At 53.6% G+C, this 18,953-nt stretch carries 21 protein-coding genes; 17 read left to right on the top strand and 4 right to left on the bottom strand.

Translation table 11 applies throughout. The annotated features are described in order from the left end of the window. Positions 1 to 7 precede the first annotated feature (7 nt). Positions 8 to 1,225, bottom strand: a complete 1,218-nt coding sequence (locus GQY55_RS08885) for an MFS transporter (protein WP_160040256.1) — start codon at positions 1,223 to 1,225, stop codon at positions 8 to 10. 397 nt (positions 1,226 to 1,622) lie between these two features. Next, the gene (locus GQY55_RS08880) at positions 1,623 to 2,210 is read right to left on the bottom strand and encodes a helix-turn-helix domain-containing protein (RefSeq protein ID WP_160040253.1); all 588 of its coding nucleotides are present in this window, start codon (positions 2,208 to 2,210) and stop codon (positions 1,623 to 1,625) included. Between the two features lie 347 nt (positions 2,211 to 2,557). On the opposite strand from GQY55_RS08880, the gene GQY55_RS08875 reads away from it, so the two are divergent. From GQY55_RS08875 to GQY55_RS08820, 12 genes are all read left to right on the top strand, one after another. Further along, positions 2,558 to 3,700 (top strand): polysaccharide deacetylase, encoded by a 1,143-nt coding sequence (locus GQY55_RS08875; protein ID WP_160040250.1) that lies wholly within the window; start codon positions 2,558 to 2,560, stop codon positions 3,698 to 3,700. Positions 3,701 to 3,849: 149 nt separating this feature from the next. Continuing rightward, complete coding sequence (locus tag GQY55_RS08870) at positions 3,850 to 4,269, top strand: phage holin family protein (protein WP_160040248.1); 420 nt, start codon at positions 3,850 to 3,852, stop codon at positions 4,267 to 4,269. 86 nt (positions 4,270 to 4,355) lie between these two features. Next, a complete protein-coding gene (locus tag GQY55_RS08865; RefSeq protein WP_160040246.1) occupies positions 4,356 to 4,643 on the top strand; it encodes a Dabb family protein in 288 nt (95 codons plus the stop codon). Between the two features lie 155 nt (positions 4,644 to 4,798). After that, positions 4,799 to 5,224, top strand: a complete 426-nt coding sequence (locus tag GQY55_RS08860) for a DUF86 domain-containing protein (RefSeq protein ID WP_160040244.1) — start codon at positions 4,799 to 4,801, stop codon at positions 5,222 to 5,224. A gap of 187 nt (positions 5,225 to 5,411) precedes the next feature. Then, positions 5,412 to 5,861, top strand: coding sequence for a DUF948 domain-containing protein (locus GQY55_RS08855; protein WP_160040242.1), 450 nt, complete (start codon positions 5,412 to 5,414; stop codon positions 5,859 to 5,861). A gap of 22 nt (positions 5,862 to 5,883) precedes the next feature. Continuing rightward, entirely contained in the window at positions 5,884 to 6,243 is a 360-nt protein-coding gene (locus tag GQY55_RS08850; RefSeq protein WP_160040240.1) for a YtxH domain-containing protein, read from the top strand. Between the two features lie 197 nt (positions 6,244 to 6,440). Continuing rightward, positions 6,441 to 7,256 (top strand): glutamate racemase, encoded by an 816-nt coding sequence (gene racE, locus GQY55_RS08845; protein WP_160040238.1) that lies wholly within the window; start codon positions 6,441 to 6,443, stop codon positions 7,254 to 7,256. Between the two features lie 194 nt (positions 7,257 to 7,450). After that, complete coding sequence (locus tag GQY55_RS08840; protein ID WP_160040236.1) at positions 7,451 to 8,650, top strand: M14 family zinc carboxypeptidase; 1,200 nt, start codon at positions 7,451 to 7,453, stop codon at positions 8,648 to 8,650. Between the two features lie 152 nt (positions 8,651 to 8,802). After that, positions 8,803 to 9,069, top strand: coding sequence for a hypothetical protein (locus GQY55_RS08835; RefSeq protein ID WP_160040234.1), 267 nt, complete (start codon positions 8,803 to 8,805; stop codon positions 9,067 to 9,069). Positions 9,070 to 9,206: 137 nt separating this feature from the next. Further along, the gene (locus GQY55_RS08830) at positions 9,207 to 9,509 is read left to right on the top strand and encodes a HesB/IscA family protein (protein WP_160040232.1); all 303 of its coding nucleotides are present in this window, start codon (positions 9,207 to 9,209) and stop codon (positions 9,507 to 9,509) included. 109 nt (positions 9,510 to 9,618) lie between these two features. Further along, positions 9,619 to 9,903: a hypothetical protein gene (locus GQY55_RS08825; RefSeq protein WP_160040231.1), complete on the top strand. Its 285-nt coding sequence runs from the start codon at positions 9,619 to 9,621 to the stop codon at positions 9,901 to 9,903. A 203-nt stretch (positions 9,904 to 10,106) separates the two neighbouring features. Then, positions 10,107 to 10,886, top strand: a complete 780-nt coding sequence (locus GQY55_RS08820) for an aldo/keto reductase (protein ID WP_201452129.1) — start codon at positions 10,107 to 10,109, stop codon at positions 10,884 to 10,886. A gap of 134 nt (positions 10,887 to 11,020) precedes the next feature. Here GQY55_RS08820 and GQY55_RS08815 read toward each other — a convergent pair whose 3' ends face one another. After that, positions 11,021 to 12,160, bottom strand: coding sequence for a THUMP domain-containing class I SAM-dependent RNA methyltransferase (locus GQY55_RS08815; protein WP_160040229.1), 1,140 nt, complete (start codon positions 12,158 to 12,160; stop codon positions 11,021 to 11,023). A gap of 179 nt (positions 12,161 to 12,339) precedes the next feature. On the opposite strand from GQY55_RS08815, the gene GQY55_RS08810 reads away from it, so the two are divergent. Beyond that, positions 12,340 to 12,978, top strand: coding sequence for an O-methyltransferase (locus GQY55_RS08810; RefSeq protein ID WP_160040228.1), 639 nt, complete (start codon positions 12,340 to 12,342; stop codon positions 12,976 to 12,978). Between the two features lie 151 nt (positions 12,979 to 13,129). Here the strand turns inward: GQY55_RS08810 and GQY55_RS08805 are convergent, their stop codons facing one another. After that, positions 13,130 to 14,341, bottom strand: a complete 1,212-nt coding sequence (locus GQY55_RS08805) for an MFS transporter (protein WP_160040227.1) — start codon at positions 14,339 to 14,341, stop codon at positions 13,130 to 13,132. A 204-nt stretch (positions 14,342 to 14,545) separates the two neighbouring features. Between GQY55_RS08805 and hemE the strand changes: the two genes are divergently transcribed. The 4 genes from hemE to GQY55_RS08785 all read left to right on the top strand — a co-directional run bounded on the left by hemE (position 14,546) and on the right by GQY55_RS08785 (position 18,951). Continuing rightward, the gene (gene hemE, locus GQY55_RS08800; protein WP_160040226.1) at positions 14,546 to 15,595 is read left to right on the top strand and encodes a uroporphyrinogen decarboxylase; all 1,050 of its coding nucleotides are present in this window, start codon (positions 14,546 to 14,548) and stop codon (positions 15,593 to 15,595) included. A 37-nt stretch (positions 15,596 to 15,632) separates the two neighbouring features. Then, positions 15,633 to 16,583 carry a ferrochelatase gene (hemH, locus tag GQY55_RS08795; RefSeq protein WP_160040225.1) on the top strand — a complete coding sequence of 317 codons (951 nt, stop codon included), beginning with the start codon at positions 15,633 to 15,635 and terminating at the stop codon, positions 16,581 to 16,583. A gap of 145 nt (positions 16,584 to 16,728) precedes the next feature. Further along, positions 16,729 to 18,183: a CapA family protein gene (locus GQY55_RS08790; protein WP_160040224.1), complete on the top strand. Its 1,455-nt coding sequence runs from the start codon at positions 16,729 to 16,731 to the stop codon at positions 18,181 to 18,183. A 39-nt stretch (positions 18,184 to 18,222) separates the two neighbouring features. After that, the gene (locus tag GQY55_RS08785) at positions 18,223 to 18,951 is read left to right on the top strand and encodes a glycerophosphodiester phosphodiesterase (protein ID WP_036706640.1); all 729 of its coding nucleotides are present in this window, start codon (positions 18,223 to 18,225) and stop codon (positions 18,949 to 18,951) included. Positions 18,952 to 18,953 lie beyond the last annotated feature (2 nt).

Below are 18,953 nucleotides of genomic sequence, written 5' to 3'. Positions count from 1 at the left end.
GACCTCCTTAATGGCCTTCCGCCTTATCCACATGCTGCAGATGCCGGCGGCTGGCAAGCAAGACGATGACACCAATAAATACCATCAAACCGCCGAAATAAAACGGGGTTTCCGCCCGGTACCATTCCGAAAGCTTGCCGGCGAGCCATGGCGACACGGCGCCGCCAAGGAAGCGGACGAAGCTGTACGCCGCGGATGCGACGGAACGCTCTACCGGCGCGGCCTGCATGACGGCCGTCGTGATCAGCGTATTGTTGATGCCGAGGAAAATGCCGGCAACGATAACGCAGACGATGACGGTGTTCGGCGAGTGGTTGTAGGTGCCGACCCCCATAATGATCAAAACGATCGTAAACAAGGTGAGCACCGTACAAATCGATTTGACGACGCTGAACCGCTTTTGCAGCTTCGGCGCGACGAAGACGGACGTAATGGCCAGCAAAATGCCCCAGCCGAAAAAGACGTAGCCGAGACCGTGCTCATCCAGCTCCATGACGTACGGGGAGTATGCCATCAGCGTGAAAAAGCCGAAGTTGTACAGGAACGCCGTAATTCCAAGCGTCAGCAGGGCCGGATAGGACAGCGCCTTGAACGGGTCGGCCAGCGTGCTGGCTTTTTTCGGTTTCGGAATGGACGGAAGCATAAAGATGATAAAGATGAATCCGACAAGCATAAGTCCCGCCACGCCGAAGAAAGGTCCGCGCCAGCTGATGGAGCCGAGTTCGCCGCCGAGCAAAGGCCCGACCGATATGCCGAGCCCGAGCGCAGCTTCATACAGGATGATGGCTTTGGCCGTTCCGGATGTGGACAACCCGACGATGGCGGACAAGGCGGTGGCGATAAACAGGGCGTTGCCCAGTCCCCAGCCGCCGCGGAACCCGACGATTTGCGAAATCGTGTTCGAGAAGCCTCCGAGCGCGGAGAAAACGACGATCAGCAAAATGCCGGTAAGCAATGTTTTTTTGATGCCGATCCGGCTGGAAATGACGCCCGTGATAAGCATCGCCACGCCGGTGACCAGGTTATAGCTGGTGAAGAGGAGGGATACCTGGCTTTTGCTGGCGTGCAGCTGCGCGGCGATGGCCGGCAGGATCGGGTCGACGAGTCCGAGACCCATAAAGGAGATGACGCAGGCAAAGGCGATCGCCCATACCGCTTTGGGCTGGGAAAGAAGCCCGTTTTTCCTCTGTTCGAGTTCCAGAGGTTCCGTTGCATTGGATTTCATGGAAATTCATTACCTCTCTTTTTAGTGGTGTACTTATCGATTTGCTTTATGAGTACTTACCGCAAGAAAACGGCGGCTATTGAAGGCTTCGCGGAAGAAAAAAAGGACCCTTTGGCTCCTAGTTCCGCTGCTTGGGGGCGGATGCCTTTCCTCCCTTGCATCATTTGCTTTTTGACATCCATCATTTTAATCCTATCTAACGTTAACGTCAACGTTAACTTTTGTGCGCAATTTCATTTTTGCGTTATCAAACCCAAAGAACCAAGCGTGCGTTCTCCTCTAAAACTCAACCTATTTTGCCCAAAATAAAACAGCTCTATAAGCCGGAATCAATGCCGGATCATAGAGCTGTCTGCCAAGCGCTTGGCTGGATAAAGCGGCCATATTCGTTTTTGGTTTAAGATTCGTTTAGAACACAATCCGCAAACAGGATGGATTTCGGGATGCGGAAAAACAGCTCGGCCCGATCCTGAAAACTCGGGGACGGCAGCGTTCCCTGATGAAGCCATTTGCGGAACGTGCCCGGATGAATGTGCATCCATTCGCTTACGTCGCTGACGGAGAGGTCGTGAACCATGCACAGTCCGGTCAAAATTTTGTTGTCCACAGGCGAACGGGTTAGCGTTCTCCGCATAAATCTGGACGAAGAAGGCTGGCAAATAATCGGGCTGTTTGACGTCACGGTGCGGTTAAACAAAATATGATGCGGATACCCGAGAAACTCGCACACTTTGTCCAGGTTTTTTTTGCCGGGGATCCGGCCCTCGTACACCCAAGCGCTGACGCTTCGCGAAGATACGCCAAGCTCCTCGGCAAGCTGGGACAGCTTGATATCGTTTGCCATCAAAACCGCAAGCAACACCCGGTTGCGGACTTGGCAGCGGGAAGGCTTGCGAAAGCGTTTGACGCGGATGCCTTTTCCCAAATATTTGCGGTTGATCAGAGACCACGCCTGAATTGAATGCTGTTCTTGTTGTGTAGGCATATTTCCTCCGAATATTTTTCTTCAAATTCTACATTTTTAAACGCTTCTTTTCAATAGTAACTATCGCCCATTTTTATGGCTTTCTTCCTAGTTCGATATGCTTTTTTCATAGTTTGCGGGAAAGTAGTCATAAATTCAATTGCACAAATCTCCTCCAATTCCTTATATTTCCGAAAAGATGACAGAAATGGTTACTGAAATGAAATTGAAACGTCCGGCATAGTCAGGTACAATGCAGAAGAACTAGATTGCTAGATTCGAAGTTTAGATGCGGGGAAATTCGTTTAATAGATTCCTTGAGACGACAAATCTATGCAAAATACGCGTAAAAAGGTTGGTAGAGAGAAGTGAAAAAGGTTTTGCAATGCTCCAAATGGATGTTGTCCCTGATCCTGATCTTCGGCTGTGTGTTTTCCGCCGGCAAAGGAAACGCGATCGCTGCGGGAAGTTCGGCGGGAAGCGCGGCATCTTCCGTATTCGTTGCGGTCAACGACACGCTGGTTACATATCCGATGTCCCCGGTCATACATAGTGGCACTTTATACGTTCCTGTGGTTCAAACCGCGTCAGCCATGAATCTGTCGGTGCAGTACGCGCAAGGGAAAATAACGCTGACCCATCGCGGCGGCGCTTCGGCGACCCTTCCGGCGGACGGCAAAAACACGTTCGTCAAAAACGGAAGAACGATGATCTCGTTTCGGATCCTGAGCGAAAAATTCGGGTTTTCGCTGTCGTATTTGCCGAAGCAAAACCTGTACCGCGCGTTCAACGGCGGAGCGGCCTTGACGGATGCGCAGCTGGCGGACAAATATAACGGTTATATCCAGCAGCATAAAACCCAGGCGCAGACGCCGGGTTCGAAACCTGCGGCAAATGCCAGAACGATTTACATTACCTTTGACGACGGTCCATCCCCGTATACGCCGCAGCTGCTCAATGTATTGAGCCAGTACAAGGTAAAAGCGACGTTCTTCATGCTCGGCAACCAAATCGCCAATCATCCGCAATCCGTGGCACGCATCGTCAAGGAAGGCCATGGGGTCGGATTGCACGGCATGACGCATCAGAAAAACAAGTTCTACGCTTCGCCGTATTCGGCGCTGAACGAAATGAACATGGACAATGCCAAGCTGCATGAGGCGGCCAACGTATACACGAAGCTGATCCGGGTTCCTTACGGAAGCAAGCCTTATTTTACGAAGGCATACCGCGACCAGACGGCCGCAAGCGGCTATCATTTGTGGGATTGGAACATCGATTCGAATGACTGGAGATACCAGAGCAACCCGCAAAAGATTTACGACAACGTCATCCGGGACGTGAAAAACATGAAGGGCAAAGGGATCACCCCGGTTGTCCTGTTCCATGACCAGCATGCGACGGTGACGATTTTGCCGCAGCTGATCAAGGCCATTCAGGCCGAAGGCTATACGTTCAAGCCGCTGACCAGCGACATGAAGCCGCTCAATTTCTGGAACGACGAACGTTAACAATCGAATAGATCATTTGTGATCAACCACAGCAGATCCGCACGACGACTCCAAATCTATCAAATGGGCACGCCGACGGGCAATTCGTCTTCGCAGGCTGCGCCCTCCCTTCATAGGATATAGAAGAGGATAGAAGGGAGGCGCAGTTTATGAATACATTTGCCGTCAACAGCATCAGCGCGCTCGCCGGCAGCTTGATCGCCTACGCATTCGGGAGTTGGGACACGCTGCTGTGGTTTTTTTTGTTTACCATCGCCGTCGACTACGTCACGGGAATACTCGCCTCGCTCAAGGAAGGAACCGGCCTGAAAAGCGATGTCGGGTTTTGGGGCCTGGCCCGGAAGGCACTCATGCTGGTGGTCATTATTATGGCCCATCAGATGGACATGCTTCTCAGCGGCGGATCCGATGTCATCAAAACGGGAGCCATCTATTTCTATTTGTCGAATGAGCTTATTTCGATCACGGAAAACTATGGACGGCTCGGACTGCCTATGCCGGGCAAACTGCGGAGAATGATTGCGGTGCTTAGAGATAAAGATAACGAAAACGACACGCCGAAACGGTAACCTTTGAAAGAGGCTTCTCTTTTCCAAAGCGGGAGGATATGGTATATTTTCTTTGTAACCTTACGACCCTTGCGAGGAGAATAGAGATGATCAAACATATCGTTTTCATTAAATTGCAAGATAGATCTTCGGAAAGCGTTGACAAGACGGCAGCCATCCTGCGCGACATGGAAGGGAAAATCCCGCAGCTGCGCGCGATCGAGGTCGGCGTGGACATCGTTCATTCGGAACGTTCGTTTGATATCGCCCTTGTGACCGAATTTTCTTCCTTGGACGATTTGCAGGCTTATCAGGTGCATCCCGTCCATCAGGAAGTCCTTCGTCATTTGAACGAAACGAAAGAATTGTCCCTTTGCGTCGATTACGAAATCTAGCAGATAGGAAGTACGAATTATGAGCGATTTGGAATATCCGATGGAAACATTGTTTCTGCTATTCGTGTTTGTCGCAGCGATTTTCGTCATGTTTTTCTGGCTGAAGCGCCGCGGCAAAAAAGGCAAATAACATTCGCAGCTTGGAGGTACAAACCGTGTATTATGTAAATGAGGAGCAGATCCAGCTTCGTCTGGACGCGATTCCGGAAATTGCCGAAGCGCTGAACAAAGCGGCCGAATCCTGGGATGGCGGCGTGATGCTCGGCATGGTTCAGGAACGTGCGCTGCATTTGGCGATCGAGGTCGTGACCGATGTCGGAAGTTATCTGATCGACGGCTTTATTATGCGGGATGCCAGCAGCTATGAAGATATTATGGAAATCAACCATGAAGAAAAGGTTTTTGACGACGAAATTTACGGAGCGCTCCGCGAATTGGTCGGTCTCCGCAAGCCTTTGGTACAGGAGTATTACTCCTGGAAACGGGACGAGCTTCATCCGCTGACGCCGGTGCTGCCGGACATCTTGAACGGATTTGCCGTTCAGGTGCGGGAATACGTCCGCCGGGAGCTAGGCCATTGATTCGTTATCTGAAAAGACTGCATTGACTGGTAAGCCCATCCAGAAGACCGGATCGGGCTTGTTGTTTTTCATGGGCCGATTTTTTTTCAAAAACCCGCCTTGTCTTTTGTGTCAGGACAATCTCCCCGCGCTTATAATATCCTAACAAATGGGCATTAGCCCGTAAGGGTGAAGGGAGTGACACACCATGTCGGAATGGGGCGCCGTGTTTTTTGCCTTTGGGTTCGCGTTATTCGCCGTCGTCGCGCTGATCCTTTTGCATGCCATCCGCAGAGTGCTGCTTCGAACCGAGGACGTCCTTGGAAAAGCGGAGCAGGAAATTTCACAGCTTGCCGCCGAATCCAAGGAGCTGTTGGCGCAGACATCGGCGACGTTAACGCAGCTGCAGTCCAGGGTGGAGGAAGTAAGGCCGTTCTGCGAATCGCTGAAAATGGCGGGCGAAAGCTTGACGAATACGGTGCAGCGGGCCGATGCCATTGCGCAGCTCGTTACCGACACGGCGATGGAACGCCTGGAAAAGGCGCATCGGGAAAATGAGCTCCGCCTGGCGGAGGCATTCCGGTGGCTGGATGTGGGTCTATCCGTCTGGCAATCCGTCAAACGGCAGTCCGAACCCCTTGCGGATGATCATGCCTGAGCGCAAAGGAGAGATCAGAACGATGAAGGAAAAAAACAAAAGCTTGTTGTGGGGCGCATTGATCGGCAGCGTGGTAGGTTCGGTTACCGCACTTCTGCTCGCGCCGAAATCAGGCAAGGAGCTTCGTCAAGATATCGCTGAAGGCGCCAGAACGATCGGCAGCAAAACGCAGGAATTTGCGGAAAAGGTTAGCGAGCAGGGCGCCAATCTGCTCGGCAAAGTGAAGGATACGGCCGGCAACGTCATTTCGGATATCCGCGGCTGGCGCAACCCGGAGGTGGAAGAAGAGCCTGAAATGGCCCAAATCTCGTCGGTTCAAGATTACGGCAAGCAGGACAGCGTCTCGGGCAAAAACTTGGAAGAGGATGCCGGAGATCTGTAAAGAAACGCGTGTTGCGGGCGGGTCCGTGTCCCTAACGGGGGAGAAGCGGGCCTGCTTTTGCTGCGTCTTATCGTGTCGCGAATCAGCCGCCGGACCCTGCAATAATTGGCGTAAAAGACTAAGGTACGTTTAGCGTTCAGCATTCATATGTTAGCCATTGAAAGAGTATAAATCGACAAGAAGGAAGCGGTGTGTTCGTGCAGCAAGCAATCGCAATATTAGACTCGGGCGTAGGGGGGCTAACGGTCGTCAAGGAAATCATGAGACAGCTCCCACGGGAAAAAATCATTTATTTCGGAGACACTGCCCGCACGCCATACGGACCCCGTTCGTCCGAAGAAGTAAGGAAATTTACGGAACAAATCGTGGATTTCCTATGCCAGTTCAATCCCAAAGCCATCGTCATCGCCTGCAATACGGCAACGGCAGCAGCGCTGGACTATATTTCGGAAAAGGTGTCCATCCCGGTGATCGGAGTGATTCACCCGGGGGCCAGGGCCGCCATCAGCGCCACGAAAACCGGGCTTATCGGCGTCATCGGCACCATCGGTACGATCGGCAGCGGCGCATACACGACAGCCTTGAAGCAGCTTTCTCCATACGTGCATGTGGTAAGCGAAGCTTGTCCCGCGCTCGTTCCGCTTGTGGAACAAGGACAGTTCCGGTCGAAAGAAACAACCTCCGTCGTCGAAGCGTCGCTTCGAAACATGCGGAGTTCTTCGATCGACTGCCTGATTTTGGGCTGCACGCATTATCCGTTTTTGAAAGATACGATCCAAGAGGTTATGGGAGAGCAGGTGAAGCTGATCAGCTCGGCGGACGAGACGGCCCGGGAGCTCAGCACGATCCTGTACGACAAAGGGCAGCTTGCCAGCGGCGATGAAAGCCCCGTGCATCAATTTTTTTGCAGCGGGGACCCGGAGATGTTCCAGAAAATCGCCAAAACTTGGCTGGGTGAGCAAATCCGGCGAACGCCCGTCGTATGGCAGGTTTCCAAATTCGTCGAGGTATAAGAAGGGAAGGGGTTCCGGGACGCCGGGCCCCTTTTCTTTTTTTCAGGGGATTTGTAAAGGAACTGAATCGGCCTGAACGCCGGGCTGTATTTTTGAAGGGGTGTTTTTAGCATGGTCCAAGGCATCGCCGTCATAAAATCAGAAAAACACCATAGAAAAGCGGCCGTTTACCGGCTGCAGGAAAGGAAGTCGCCATGGAGCAGTATACCGTATGCAAAGGAGACACCCTGGATCGTATTGCCGCAAGCCGAGGGTTATCCCGCACCCATATCATCAACGCGAACCCTTGGGTAGGGGAACAGCCTTATTTGGTGCCGGGCCAAATTATTTTTTTGCCGTCTTCCCCAAGGAGAAGATATGTCATACAACCTGGAGACAGTCCGGAAAGGGTATCGGAGGCTTTTCATGTCCGGGAAGCTGCGCTGCTTGAAATGAATCCGGGACTCTCCCGGGACTTTTTTCCGGAAGGACGCGTATTGGTGCTGCCGCATGCCGAAATCGGCCGGATCGTGCATCTTGAGGGGGAATACGGCTACAGGCATCTGTGCCACGATGTCAGCAGGCTGTCCCAATCGTACCCGCATATATCGTCCGGAACGATCGGCGAAAGCGTGCTGGGCAAGCCGATCCCTTACGTAAAAATTGGGGAAGGGCCAAAAACCATTCATGTGAACGCTTCCATCCATGCAAATGAATGGATAACGACCCCGTGCATTATGCACTTTATAGAAGAGTACGCTTTAGCTCTGAAGTCGTGCAGCCGCTGGAACGGTTACGACCCGCGCCAGTGGTTTGAGCAATGCACGTTGTGGGTCGTCCCGATGGTCAATCCGGATGGCGTGGAGCTGGTGCAGGAGGGCGTTCAGCCGAGCAATCCGTATTACGAGCTGCTGACGGCTTGGAACGGGGGGCGAAGCGATTATCGTCATTGGAAAGCCAACATCAACGGGGTGGACTTGGGCGACCAGTTCCCTGCCCATTGGGAAGAAGAGGTCCAGCGGCGCGGGAAAAGATCGCCGGGGCCAAGGGACTACGCGGGAACGTCGCCGCTCAGCGAGCCGGAAGCGGAGGCGCTGGCGGCATTTACCGTCAAAACGTCGCCGGACGCGGCCGTATCGCTGCACAGCCAGGGACAGGAAATTTATTGGAATTATCGCAATTACGAACCGAAGGAAAGCCGGGAGTGGTCGCGAAGGCTCGGCCAGGCAAGCGGGTACCGCCCCGTCAAACTTGAAGGCAGCGACGCCGGTTACAAGGACTGGTTCATCCAGGAATTCCGGCGCCCGGGATTTACCGTGGAAATCGGCCTCGGCAAAAATCCGCTTCCGCTCGAGGACTTCGACAATGTTGCGCTGGAAACGGGCCTGGTGATCGCCGAATTGATGTCGATATGAAAAGGAGCTTGAAACATTTTCTGTAAAAATACGTATACTACTTGTGAGGGGGCCGGCCGTCGCCGTATCGATGGAGCGGTGGTCTCCTCTTTTGATCGTAAAGTTTTGATCGTAAAGGTTACTCGAAGGTCAGTTGAAGGGAGCGGGTGAGCATGAAATGGAGAAAACTGATGTCCCTCAGACGTCTGTCCCATATGCCCGGCCAATGTTGGATGTATCTTTCCTCCCCGCAAGTATCTCTGGTGGACAAGCTTCTTTTTGTGGTGCCTGTAGTATTGTATTGGGTTTTGCCGGATGTGATGCCGTTTGTACCGATCGACGATATCGGCGTGACGCTGATTGTCATGGGATGGTACGTTACCCGAATGGAACGGAAATACCCGTCCATCAAGATGCCGCCTTCGGGAGGCAAACGCTAACGCGCCCTTGCAGGCGGTTATGGATTCTTTTAAGATATAAGGAAAACGAACATGCACACGCGCGGGAGGTTTGCGCCGATCCACGTGTTCCTTTTCGTCATGCTTTTATCCTCAGAAACGGGAGATGTCGATAAACGATGAATTGCAAAATTACGCGCAATGCGGCCAAAGTGCTGCAAAAAGAACTGGAGAAAGAAGAAAACCGGGATCTGAAGCTTCGCGTGCTCGTGACGCATGCACATGGAGACCATGCCCACTATGGCCTGGATTTGGACAAACCCGGCGAAAATGACGAGATCGTCAGCACCGACAAAAACATCGACGTGCTCTTGGACCGCAGCGAGCCGCTGCTTGACGGGGTGAAAATCGACTATTTGTATTTTCCGCAGGAAGGTTTCGTCATTACCAACCCGTCCAAAGGAAACCACGGAGACCATTAACCGTCAGCGGGCAAAAGGACACGGGGCCGTGTGTCATGCATACTTCTTCACCGGAAGCTCCATCCTATAGGGTGGATAGCAACTTTTCGAATGAAGGAGAGAGCAGCCCATGGCATCCCGATACGATTCCAGCCTGCAATCGCAAAATCCGATTTCCCAAGCGCAGAATTCCGTGGAGAAGCTGCATTACGCGGTTTCCCAGGCGATGTCCCATCCGAACGACCGGATGATCGAGCAGGCCCAAAACCGTCTCGTCCATACCGAACAGGCGGTGCGCCAAGCCGGCAACAGCTTGAACGGACAAGCCGTGGAGATGGCCGAGGAAATGCTGGCCGAGGAAAAAAGCCGTCTGGCTTCCATCGCTTCCCGCCAGCAAGGAGAACAAACGAAATAAGTTGCCTGTCTAAAGTCCCGCGAAGATGAAGCTTTGCGGGACTTTTTTTGGACTCCGATCATGTCGGGAAGGGCGTTTTGGGGGAAGCCGTGGAGGCATGGTATAATGAAACTGATATTTGATGCAAATTATCATCCTAAGGGAAGGAGCGAAGCAGCTTGAAACATATAACGGATAACACGACGCTGAACAATGGAATCGCCATGCCGTGGTTTGGGTTCGGTACATATCAGGCAAAAGGCAATGAGGTGTATGAGGCCGTCAAGGTTGCTCTGGAAACGGGATATCGGAGCATAGATACCGCCGCCGTCTACGGGAACGAAGAGGAGGTCGGCAAAGCGATCGCCGACAGCGGCGTCGAGAGAGACGAGATTTTCGTAACGACGAAGGTCTGGAACGACGACCAGGGATACGACTCCACGCTCCGTGCTTTCGAAGCAAGCCGGAAACGGCTGGGTCTAAACGTTGTCGATCTGTATTTGATCCATTGGCCGGGCAAGGACAAGTTTAAGGATACTTGGAAAGCGATGGAGCGCCTTTATGAGGAAGGGGCCGTCCGCGCCATCGGCGTCAGCAATTTCCACGTTCACCATTTGGAAGAGCTTCTGAAAGACAGCCGCGTCGTTCCGGCCGTGAACCAGGTTGAGCTTCACCCGCGCCTGAGCCAGCGGCCGCTCCGGGATTTTTGCAGCGCGCACGGCATCCAGATCGAAGCCTGGAGCCCGCTTATGAAAGGAAGGCTCGGGGATAACGAGACGCTGCTGGAGATTGCCCGGAAATACGGCAAAACCCCGGCGCAGGTCATTTTGCGCTGGAACCTGCAAAGCCGGATCGTGACGATCCCGAAATCCGTTACGCCGGAGCGCATTCGGGAAAACGCGGCCATTTTCGATTTCGAGCTGACGCCATCCGAATTGGAACGGATCGATGCGCTGAATGAAGATCAGCGGGTCGGAACGAACCCGGACGAGCTTTTTTTCTAAGCTTTTGCGCAGGAAGGTTTCATGCGGACTGGCTGCTTGAACGCGTCTTTCATTAAAAAACCGGACTCCCCATCTGGGGAATCCGGTTTTTGCATATCTTCCATAGGAAATCTTTTGTTACCGCCTTGCGATTATCAATGTTTCCGCGGCGGAAGCGGACCGAAATACTGGTAGTACTGGCATTCGATCCGTCCGTTGTACAGCTTGCGTCTTTTATCGGCTTTCCGTCCGAAATAATGCTCAAACTGCTTGGTCGGGCTGATGGCGAAAAAGGACCAGGTCGGCAGCTGGGCGGAGGTAAAACCGAGCTGGCGGATCAGCTTCTCGACTTCGGCTTTTTCGCTCAGCCGTTCGCCGTATGGCGGGTTGGTGATCAGGCAGCCGTATTCGCCTTCGGGTTTGATTTTCGAAGCAGGCAGGACATGGAATGCGATGTCGCGCGCAAAGCCGGCGCTTTTTGCGGCCGCCTTGGCGATTTCGATCGCCTTCGGGTCGTTGTCGCTGCCGGTAAGCTGCAGCGGCTCGTCGTCCCGAACGGCGTCAAACGCTTCCTCCCGGGCTTCGCTCCAAAGCTGCTCGGGGATGATGCGCCAATGCTCGGAAGGAAACGAGCGGCGCAGCCCCGGCGCGATGTTCCAGCCCATCATCGCCGCTTCGATCAGGATGGTGCCGGAGCCGCAGAACGGGTCGTACAGCGGACGGGAGACGTTCCAACGGCTCAGCTGCAGCATGGCCGCGGCCATCGTTTCCTTGATCGGCGCTTCGGTGACGAGTTTCCGGTACCCGCGTTTATGGAGCGCAGGTCCCGTCGTGTCCAGCGTCAGGAGCGCGACGTCTTTGTGCAGGTTCACTTCGATGACGTAACGCGCCCCGTTTTCCTGGAACCAATCGGTACGGTAGCTTTGCTTCAGCTTTTCGACGATCGCCTTTTTGACGATTCCTTGGCAGGCGGGAACGCTGCTCAGCTGGGAATGATGCGAGCGTCCTTCGACGGGGAATTCCCCGTCGGCCGGAATCCATTGCTCCCAAGGGAGCGCTTTGGTTCCTTCGAACAGCTCGTCAAACGTTTTGGCCGGGAACTCTCCCATTTTCACGAGAATCCGGTCCGACGTGCGCAGCCACAAGTTGCAGCGGCAGATGTCCTTCAGGTCGCCGGTAAAGGTGACGCGGCCGTTTTCGACCTCCATGTCTGCATAACCCAATTCTTTAAGTTCACGCGCGACGATCGACTCGAGGCCCATCGGCGCGGTAGCAATCAATTGCAAGCGGGGCATAAGCGATGTTCAACTCCATTTTCTCAGATGCGATTCGTATGTATTCCAATGTCAGCCTCGGCTGACGGAACGGATTGAATCCCTCCAATTTCATTCTATAATAGTATAGGGTAATGCAGAGGGAGAAACAAACCTTTCCCATGCGATTTTTTGAATGAAAATGCGAGGAGAGACAATCCATGAATCCTGAAGAATACGCGGACCATTTTCTGGAACATGACGGGCTGCTGGCCCGCGTAAAACAAAATATCGCCGACAAAGGTATGCCGGCCATTTCCATTGCGCCGGGATACGGACGTCTTTTGACGATGCTGGTAGCGGCGACAAAAGCCGAGCAGGTGCTGGAAATCGGGGCTTTGGGCGGCTACAGCGGGATCTGCCTGGCCAGAGGCCTGGCGCCGCAGGGACGGTTGACGTCGCTTGAGCTCAAGCAGGAATATGCCGATCTGGCTTTGGCGCACCTGACGGAAGCCGGTTTCGGCGACCAGGTGGAATTTAAGGTCGGACTGGCTGTGGACAGCCTCGAAACCTTAAAGCAGGAAGGCCGGAAATTCGATTTCTTTTTTATCGATGCCGATAAGGAGAATTACCCGGCATACCTCGAATATGCCATTGAACTGGCGAATCCCGGGGCAATCATTGCCGGGGACAACACGTTTTTGCGCGGAAGAACGCTGAACCCCGACAAAAACGGACCTTCGGTGCAAGCGATCCGCCGTTTCAACGAGTCGATGGCGACCGATGAACGCCTGATCGGCACGATTTTGCCGGCATACGACGGATTGGCCGTGGCGATGGTGAAACCGCAGCAGCGATAAGTCCAGGGCAGCAAAAAAAGGTGGGCAGGATCAATCCTGCGCCACCTTTTTTCATTATAGGGTTTATAATTCGGGGCTCCCCGCAAAGTATCTGCATCAGCTGCGAAGCCGAGGCGCGCGTTCCCCACATCCTTGACCATACATCCGTTCGCTACCGGAATTGCGGAGCATTGCCCTTTTTATAAAGCTTGAGGCGCACCCATACCATATTGAGCAGCAGCAGGCATCCGGAGATGATAAATAACCCTTCGATGCCGATAAAGCCGGACAAAAATCCGCCGACCAAAGCGCCCAGCATGTTCCCGAGCGCCAGCGTGCTCGTATTGAAGCCGAAGGCCCGGCTTTCCATGCCGTCCGGCGTATAAGAGCGGATCAGCGCATTGACGCTCGGCAGCAGGCCGCCCATAAAAACGCCCATCAGGAACCGGACGATAATGAGCTGCCATACCGATTGGACGAAAGCCTGCGGAATGAGCATCACCCCGGCGCCGATCAAGGCGAAGGTCAAAATCCGGTGCGCACCGACTTTGTCGCTCAGCTTGCCGAGAATCGGCGAGGTGATCATGTTGGACAACCCGGTTACGGCGCTCACCATGCCGGCCCAGAACGCCAGGTTGACCTCGGAGGCATGCAGCTTTTCAACATACAGCGGCAGCAGCGACATCGGACTCATCATCGCGAACTGCAGCAAAAAAGTTACGGCGAACAATGCCGGAAGCTGCGGGATTTTCGTCAGCTCCTTGAATCCGGCAAGCACGGAGGCTTGCGGCTGTTTTGCGGCTTCTTCGCGGTTGAAGTTTTCTTTGACGAGAAAAAGCGCCAGCAGCGACGCCACGAAAATAAGAATCCCGATAATGTAAAAAATAGGGCGGAACCCGAACAAATCGGCGAGGCCTCCTCCGATCAGCGGTCCGAGAATCGTTCCGGCCACGGAGCCGGACTGCATGATCCCCATCGCAAAGCCCATCCGTTCTTTCGGGGTCGTGCCGGACACGAGCGAAATCGAAGCAGGGTTGAAGCCGGAGATCGTGCCGTTCAGCAGACGCAGCAGCAGCAGCTCCCAAGGATTGCGGGCAAAGCCCATCAGCGTAATGACGATCGCCATGCCGAAGCCGGAGCGAAGCAGCATGATTTTGCGTCCGTACCGGTCGGCCAGTTTGCCCCAAAGGGGCTGGAAAATGAACGAAGTCATGAAGTTGGCCGCAAAAATCAAACCTGCCCACAAGCCGATTTCATGCTCGCCCCGCACTCCCAGATCTTTCGCCAGATACAGGGACAGGAACGGGGTGATCATCGTCATTCCGGAGTTGACCAGAAACTGGCCGATCCAAAGCACAATCAAATTAACTTTCCACGGTTTCAATGTGCTTTTCACTTCCTTTCTTTGTGACTGAAATCGCGGGATGAAAAACACAGGTTATTCCAGTATAGCATATTTGCGCAAAGGACCCATGTCACAGTTGTCATACTATTGTCACCCGAATTTGCGGACATCCGGTTGTTACTTACTTTTAAAAAGGGCATAATATAGATTAGAGAAATTCTAAAAAACATTGGAGGCCCCTTCATGACCTATAACGACACGCTCATACGCGCCAGCTACAAACAGGACATCGGCCATGTACCTGTCTGGTATATGAGACAAGCGGGCAGATACGACCCTGAATACCGCAAAATAAAAGAAAAATATACGCTGCTTGAAATATGCCGGCAGCCGGAGCTTGCGGCCGAAATCACGATGATGCCCGTACGGAAACTGGGCGTAGACGCGGCCATTTTGTATTCGGACATCATGAATCCGGTCGCTTCCCTCGGCGTCGATTTCGATATTGTTAAAAATATCGGACCGGTGATCGACAACCCGATCCGAAGCAAAGCGGACGTGGAGAAGCTGCGCCCGATCGACGTGGAAAAGGACTTATCCCATATTATGGAGACCATTCGCATCCTCGACCGCGAGCTTCAGGTTCCGCTGATCACGTTTGCCGGAGCGCCGTTTACGATTGCGAGCTACTTGATCGAAGGCCGTCCGTCCAAAAGCTATATTTTAACGAAAACGCTGATGTACAGCGAGCCGGAAGTATGGCAGTTGCTGATGGACAAGCTTGGAGACATGGTCATTACCTATGTGCGGTCCCATATCCAAAACGGAGGCAAGGCGTTCCAGCTGTTCGACAGCTGGGTGGGGGCGCTTGCGCCGAAAGATTTTCAAATCTATGTGCTGCCTACCATTACCCGTATCTTTGCCGAACTTTCGGATTTGAATGTACCAAAAATTTATTTCCCGGGCGTAAGCTCCGGCGAGCTGCTGCCGACGCTGAACAAGCTTCAGGCGGACGTCATCGGGCTGGATTGGCGGGTGTCGATCGCGGAAGGTCGGAAACGGACGGGAGGCAAATTCGCGATGCAGGGCAACCTCGATCCTTATGTTTTGACCGCGCCTATGGAGACGATCAAACGGTATGCCAAAGAAATCATCGATGAAGGGATCGCGGAGCCCGGGTTTATTTTTAATTTGGGACACGGCCTGTTCCCGGAAGCGTCGCTGGATAAACTCAAGGAATTGACGGAATATATTCATGAGTACTCGGCATCGGCTTTGAAACAAGGCAAATGATAAATCAAGTTCAATATTTAGTAGAGGTGATTGCTTCGTGAAAACCAAAATCGGCGTTTTAGTCATGTCCTACGGCACTCCGGAAAGCATGGAAGGCATTGAAGCGTATTACACGCACATCCGCCGCGGACATGCGCCTTCCCCCGAGCAGCTCGAAGAGCTGACGGACCGTTATAAAGCGATCGTGGGCGGCGTGTTCCCGCTTCGCGAAAATACGAACCATCAAGTAGAAAACCTGCAGGAGGCGCTCGACACCGAGAGCCGGTTGCTGGACGTCGAATACGTCTGCTATCAGGGGCTTAAGCATGCCAGCCCGTTCATTGAAGACGGCATCGAGCGGATGGCGAAGGACGGCATCAAAAAAGCGGTTGGGATCGTTCTTGCCCCGCATTATTCCACGATGAGCGTGGAGAGCTATGTCAAACGCGCCCAAGCCAAAGCGGACGAAGTCGGGGTGGAATTCACGTTCGTCAAAAGCTATCATCTGCATCCGCAGCTGATCGAAGCGTTCAGCCGCCGCGTCAAAGCGAAGCTGGACCTCTTCAAGGAAGCGGGAGCGGAGCCAAGCGAAGTCCGCGTGCTGTTCAGCGCGCACAGCCTGCCGGAAAGAATCTTGAAGGCCGGCGATCCGTATCCGGAGCAGCTGCTTGAGACTTCGCGCGCGATTGCCGAAAAAACCGGCATCACGTCTTGGCAGTTTGCTTGGCAAAGCGCGGGACGCACCGCGGAACCATGGCTCGGACCGGACATTCTCGACACGCTCCGCAGCCTGAGCAAAGAGCAGGTCAAAAACGTGCTGGTCGCTCCGATCGGCTTCGTATCCGACCATCTCGAAGTGCTGTACGACTTGGATATCGAAGCCCAGGAAGTCGCCAAAGAGCTGGACATGCGCCTCATGCGCATCGACATGCTGAACAGCGACCCGCTGTATATGGAGACGCTGCGCGACGCAATCGTCGAACAGCTTCAAAAATCGAAATTGGCCTAAAACGGGACATCGTTAAAGGAACCCTCCGCTTGCGGGGGGTTCTATTTGCTTCTGAGGGCCTGATATAATAGTATGGATTCTGGAGGAAATCTACTAAAAATTAGGATTTTCAAAGATTCCAAACTGTTTATTTTAAGGAGGAGCGATGTATCCGCCGAGGTCACAAAAAAAACGAACCGGTTCCAAGAACCGGAAAAAGAAGCAGAGACGGCTGTGGCTCACCCTCAACGCTTGTTTGCTTCTGATGATTGTCATTTTGCTTGCTACTTATTTTCTTGCCGAAAATCGTGGCGCGGCAGGAGTCCCGCAGCAGCAGCCGTCATCCGCGAATACGGAACGGAACGAAACCGCGGCCAAGGATAACGGCACGGCGCCGGACTCCGATGCGGGCTCCAAGAAAGATGAGCCTGAAGCCGAGGCTGCCGATCCGGCGAAGGAGGAGCCTGCAGAGAAGCCGGATAAGCCGGGAAAGGCGCAATCGCAAACGCAGCAGACGGGAGAAACACAGGAGAACGATGGGCAAAAACAGCCGCCGCAGCAGAACAAGGACAATCCGCCGGCAGATGCCGCCGATCAAGGAGACGGCGGGAAAGACGCCGGTGCCGAGGACTCTGAAGCGGCAAAGGAACATAGTATAATGAAGGATGACGGGAAATCCGTCACGATCCATTTTGTCGGGGACATGATTTTTTCGGGCAAAGTGGAAACGCTGCTTGAAAAAAACGGTTACTCATACCCGTTTCATTATTTGGGAGACATGTTCAAAAAAGACGATCTTACGCTCGGCAATCTGGAGACGCCTGTCACGACGGGCGGAGTAAGCGCCCAAAACAAACAATTCGTGTTCAAGTCCTCGCCGCAAGCGCTGGAAGCGCTGCGGGCCGCGGGGATGGATGTGGTCAATCTCGGCAACAACCATATTCTCGACCAAGGCGAGGTCGGTTTGCTGGATACGATCAACTATTTGGATCAAAGCGGCATCCAGTACGTCGGCGCAGGGAAAGACGCGGATCGCGCTTATCAACCGGTGTATTTCGAGCGCGGAGGCATGAAGATCGCCGTCATCGGCGCGAGCCGGGTTTACCCGGAGACGAACTGGGCGGCCGGAACGAACAAGCCCGGCGTGGCCAGCGCTTACGATAAGGCATCGCGCGTCATCGCCACGATCGGCGAAGCCCGCAAAAAAGCCGATCTCGTCATCGTCATGGTGCACTGGGGGATCGAACGCGCCCTTACGCCGAACGATATTCAAAAAAAGCTGGGGCATGATTTTATCGATGCGGGGGCCGACCTGATTATTGGCGGGCATCCCCATGTTCTGCAAGGCTTGGAGCAGTATAAGGGAAAATGGATTGCTTACAGTACAGGCAACTTTATTTTCACGAAATCGGGCACGCCGTCGACGTGGAAAACGGCCGTATTTCAAGCGACATGCAAAAAGTCGGGCTGCAGCATGAAGCTGGTGCCGTTCCATGCGGAGCTTGGCCAGCCCGTACCGATGAATGCGCAGGAGGGAAGCCAGCTCATGAAAGAGCTGCAAAATCTATCGATCGGCGGCGTCAAAATTTCCGGGGACGGCGTCGTAACGCCGGGATCTTAAGCAGGCTAACTTTGAAACCTTACGTTTGGGGGGAGAAGGATGAACAATCTGTGCGTGGCTCATCGCGGTTTTTCGGGTATAGCGCCGGAGAACACGATGGCTGCTTTTCGAATGGCTATAGCCGAACCCTTTGTTCAGTGGATCGAAATCGATACCCAGCTTACGATCGACGGGATTCCCGTGGTCATCCATGATTTTACCCTGGACCGGACGACGACCGGCACGGGCAAAGTAAAGGATTATACGTGGCAGCAGCTTCTCCGGTTCGACGCAGGAAGCTGGAAAAGCAGGGATTATCACGGAGAGCGGATTCCTTCTCTCACCGAGGTGCTTCATCTTTGCTGCGGCCGGGTCCGGCTTAACATCGAGCTTAAAACGTCGGGAAACATGTACCCGGGATTGGAGCAGGCGGTGATCGACCGGGTCGCTTCGTATCATATGGAGCAGGACGTCGTGCTGACTTCCTTTGACGCCGGGGCGCTCCGTAAAGTGAAGGAAATCAATCCGGATATTCAAACCGGTCTGATCATCGATGCCAAACCAAAGGACCTTGTCGAGCGGCTTCAGGCGTTGGGATGCTCCTTCTTGTCGATCGGCCATCCGAATTTGGACCCGGAGCTGTTTCAAAGACTGAAAGCGGCAGGCATCGAGGTGATGGCCTGGACCGTCGACGACGCCAGAAGGATGAGACGGATCGCGGATATTTCCCCGGAAATCTTGATCTGCACCAACCGGCCGGATGTGTGGAAAAAAACGTTTATGGGCTAGAC

The organism is Paenibacillus sp. USDA918EY, from assembly GCF_009870825.1.
GTDB classification, from domain to species: Bacteria; Bacillota; Bacilli; order Paenibacillales; family Paenibacillaceae; genus Paenibacillus_AQ; species Paenibacillus_AQ albilobatus.
The sequence above is the reverse complement of the archived record's forward strand: the minus strand, read 5'-3'. Positions and strand labels throughout refer to the sequence as shown.

Excerpts from the sequence above, each read along its gene's own strand:
- GQY55_RS08885 (WP_160040256.1), bottom strand. The coding sequence starts at position 1,225 with ATGAAATCCAATGCAACGGAACCTCTGGAACTCGAACAGAGGAAAAAC.
- GQY55_RS08880 (WP_160040253.1), bottom strand. The coding sequence starts at position 2,210 with ATGCCTACACAACAAGAACAGCATTCAATTCAGGCGTGGTCTCTGATC.
- GQY55_RS08870 (WP_160040248.1), top strand. The coding sequence starts at position 3,850 with ATGAATACATTTGCCGTCAACAGCATCAGCGCGCTCGCCGGCAGCTTG.
- GQY55_RS08865 (WP_160040246.1), top strand. The coding sequence starts at position 4,356 with ATGATCAAACATATCGTTTTCATTAAATTGCAAGATAGATCTTCGGAA.
- GQY55_RS08855 (WP_160040242.1), top strand. The coding sequence starts at position 5,412 with ATGTCGGAATGGGGCGCCGTGTTTTTTGCCTTTGGGTTCGCGTTATTC.
- GQY55_RS08850 (WP_160040240.1), top strand. The coding sequence starts at position 5,884 with ATGAAGGAAAAAAACAAAAGCTTGTTGTGGGGCGCATTGATCGGCAGC.
- GQY55_RS08840 (WP_160040236.1), top strand. The coding sequence starts at position 7,451 with ATGGAGCAGTATACCGTATGCAAAGGAGACACCCTGGATCGTATTGCC.
- GQY55_RS08835 (WP_160040234.1), top strand. The coding sequence starts at position 8,803 with ATGAAATGGAGAAAACTGATGTCCCTCAGACGTCTGTCCCATATGCCC.
- GQY55_RS08830 (WP_160040232.1), top strand. The coding sequence starts at position 9,207 with ATGAATTGCAAAATTACGCGCAATGCGGCCAAAGTGCTGCAAAAAGAA.
- GQY55_RS08825 (WP_160040231.1), top strand. The coding sequence starts at position 9,619 with ATGGCATCCCGATACGATTCCAGCCTGCAATCGCAAAATCCGATTTCC.
- GQY55_RS08820 (WP_201452129.1), top strand. The coding sequence starts at position 10,107 with ATGCCGTGGTTTGGGTTCGGTACATATCAGGCAAAAGGCAATGAGGTG.
- GQY55_RS08815 (WP_160040229.1), bottom strand. The coding sequence starts at position 12,160 with ATGCCCCGCTTGCAATTGATTGCTACCGCGCCGATGGGCCTCGAGTCG.
- GQY55_RS08810 (WP_160040228.1), top strand. The coding sequence starts at position 12,340 with ATGAATCCTGAAGAATACGCGGACCATTTTCTGGAACATGACGGGCTG.
- hemE (WP_160040226.1), top strand. The coding sequence starts at position 14,546 with ATGACCTATAACGACACGCTCATACGCGCCAGCTACAAACAGGACATC.
- GQY55_RS08790 (WP_160040224.1), top strand. The coding sequence starts at position 16,729 with ATGTATCCGCCGAGGTCACAAAAAAAACGAACCGGTTCCAAGAACCGG.
- GQY55_RS08785 (WP_036706640.1), top strand. The coding sequence starts at position 18,223 with ATGAACAATCTGTGCGTGGCTCATCGCGGTTTTTCGGGTATAGCGCCG.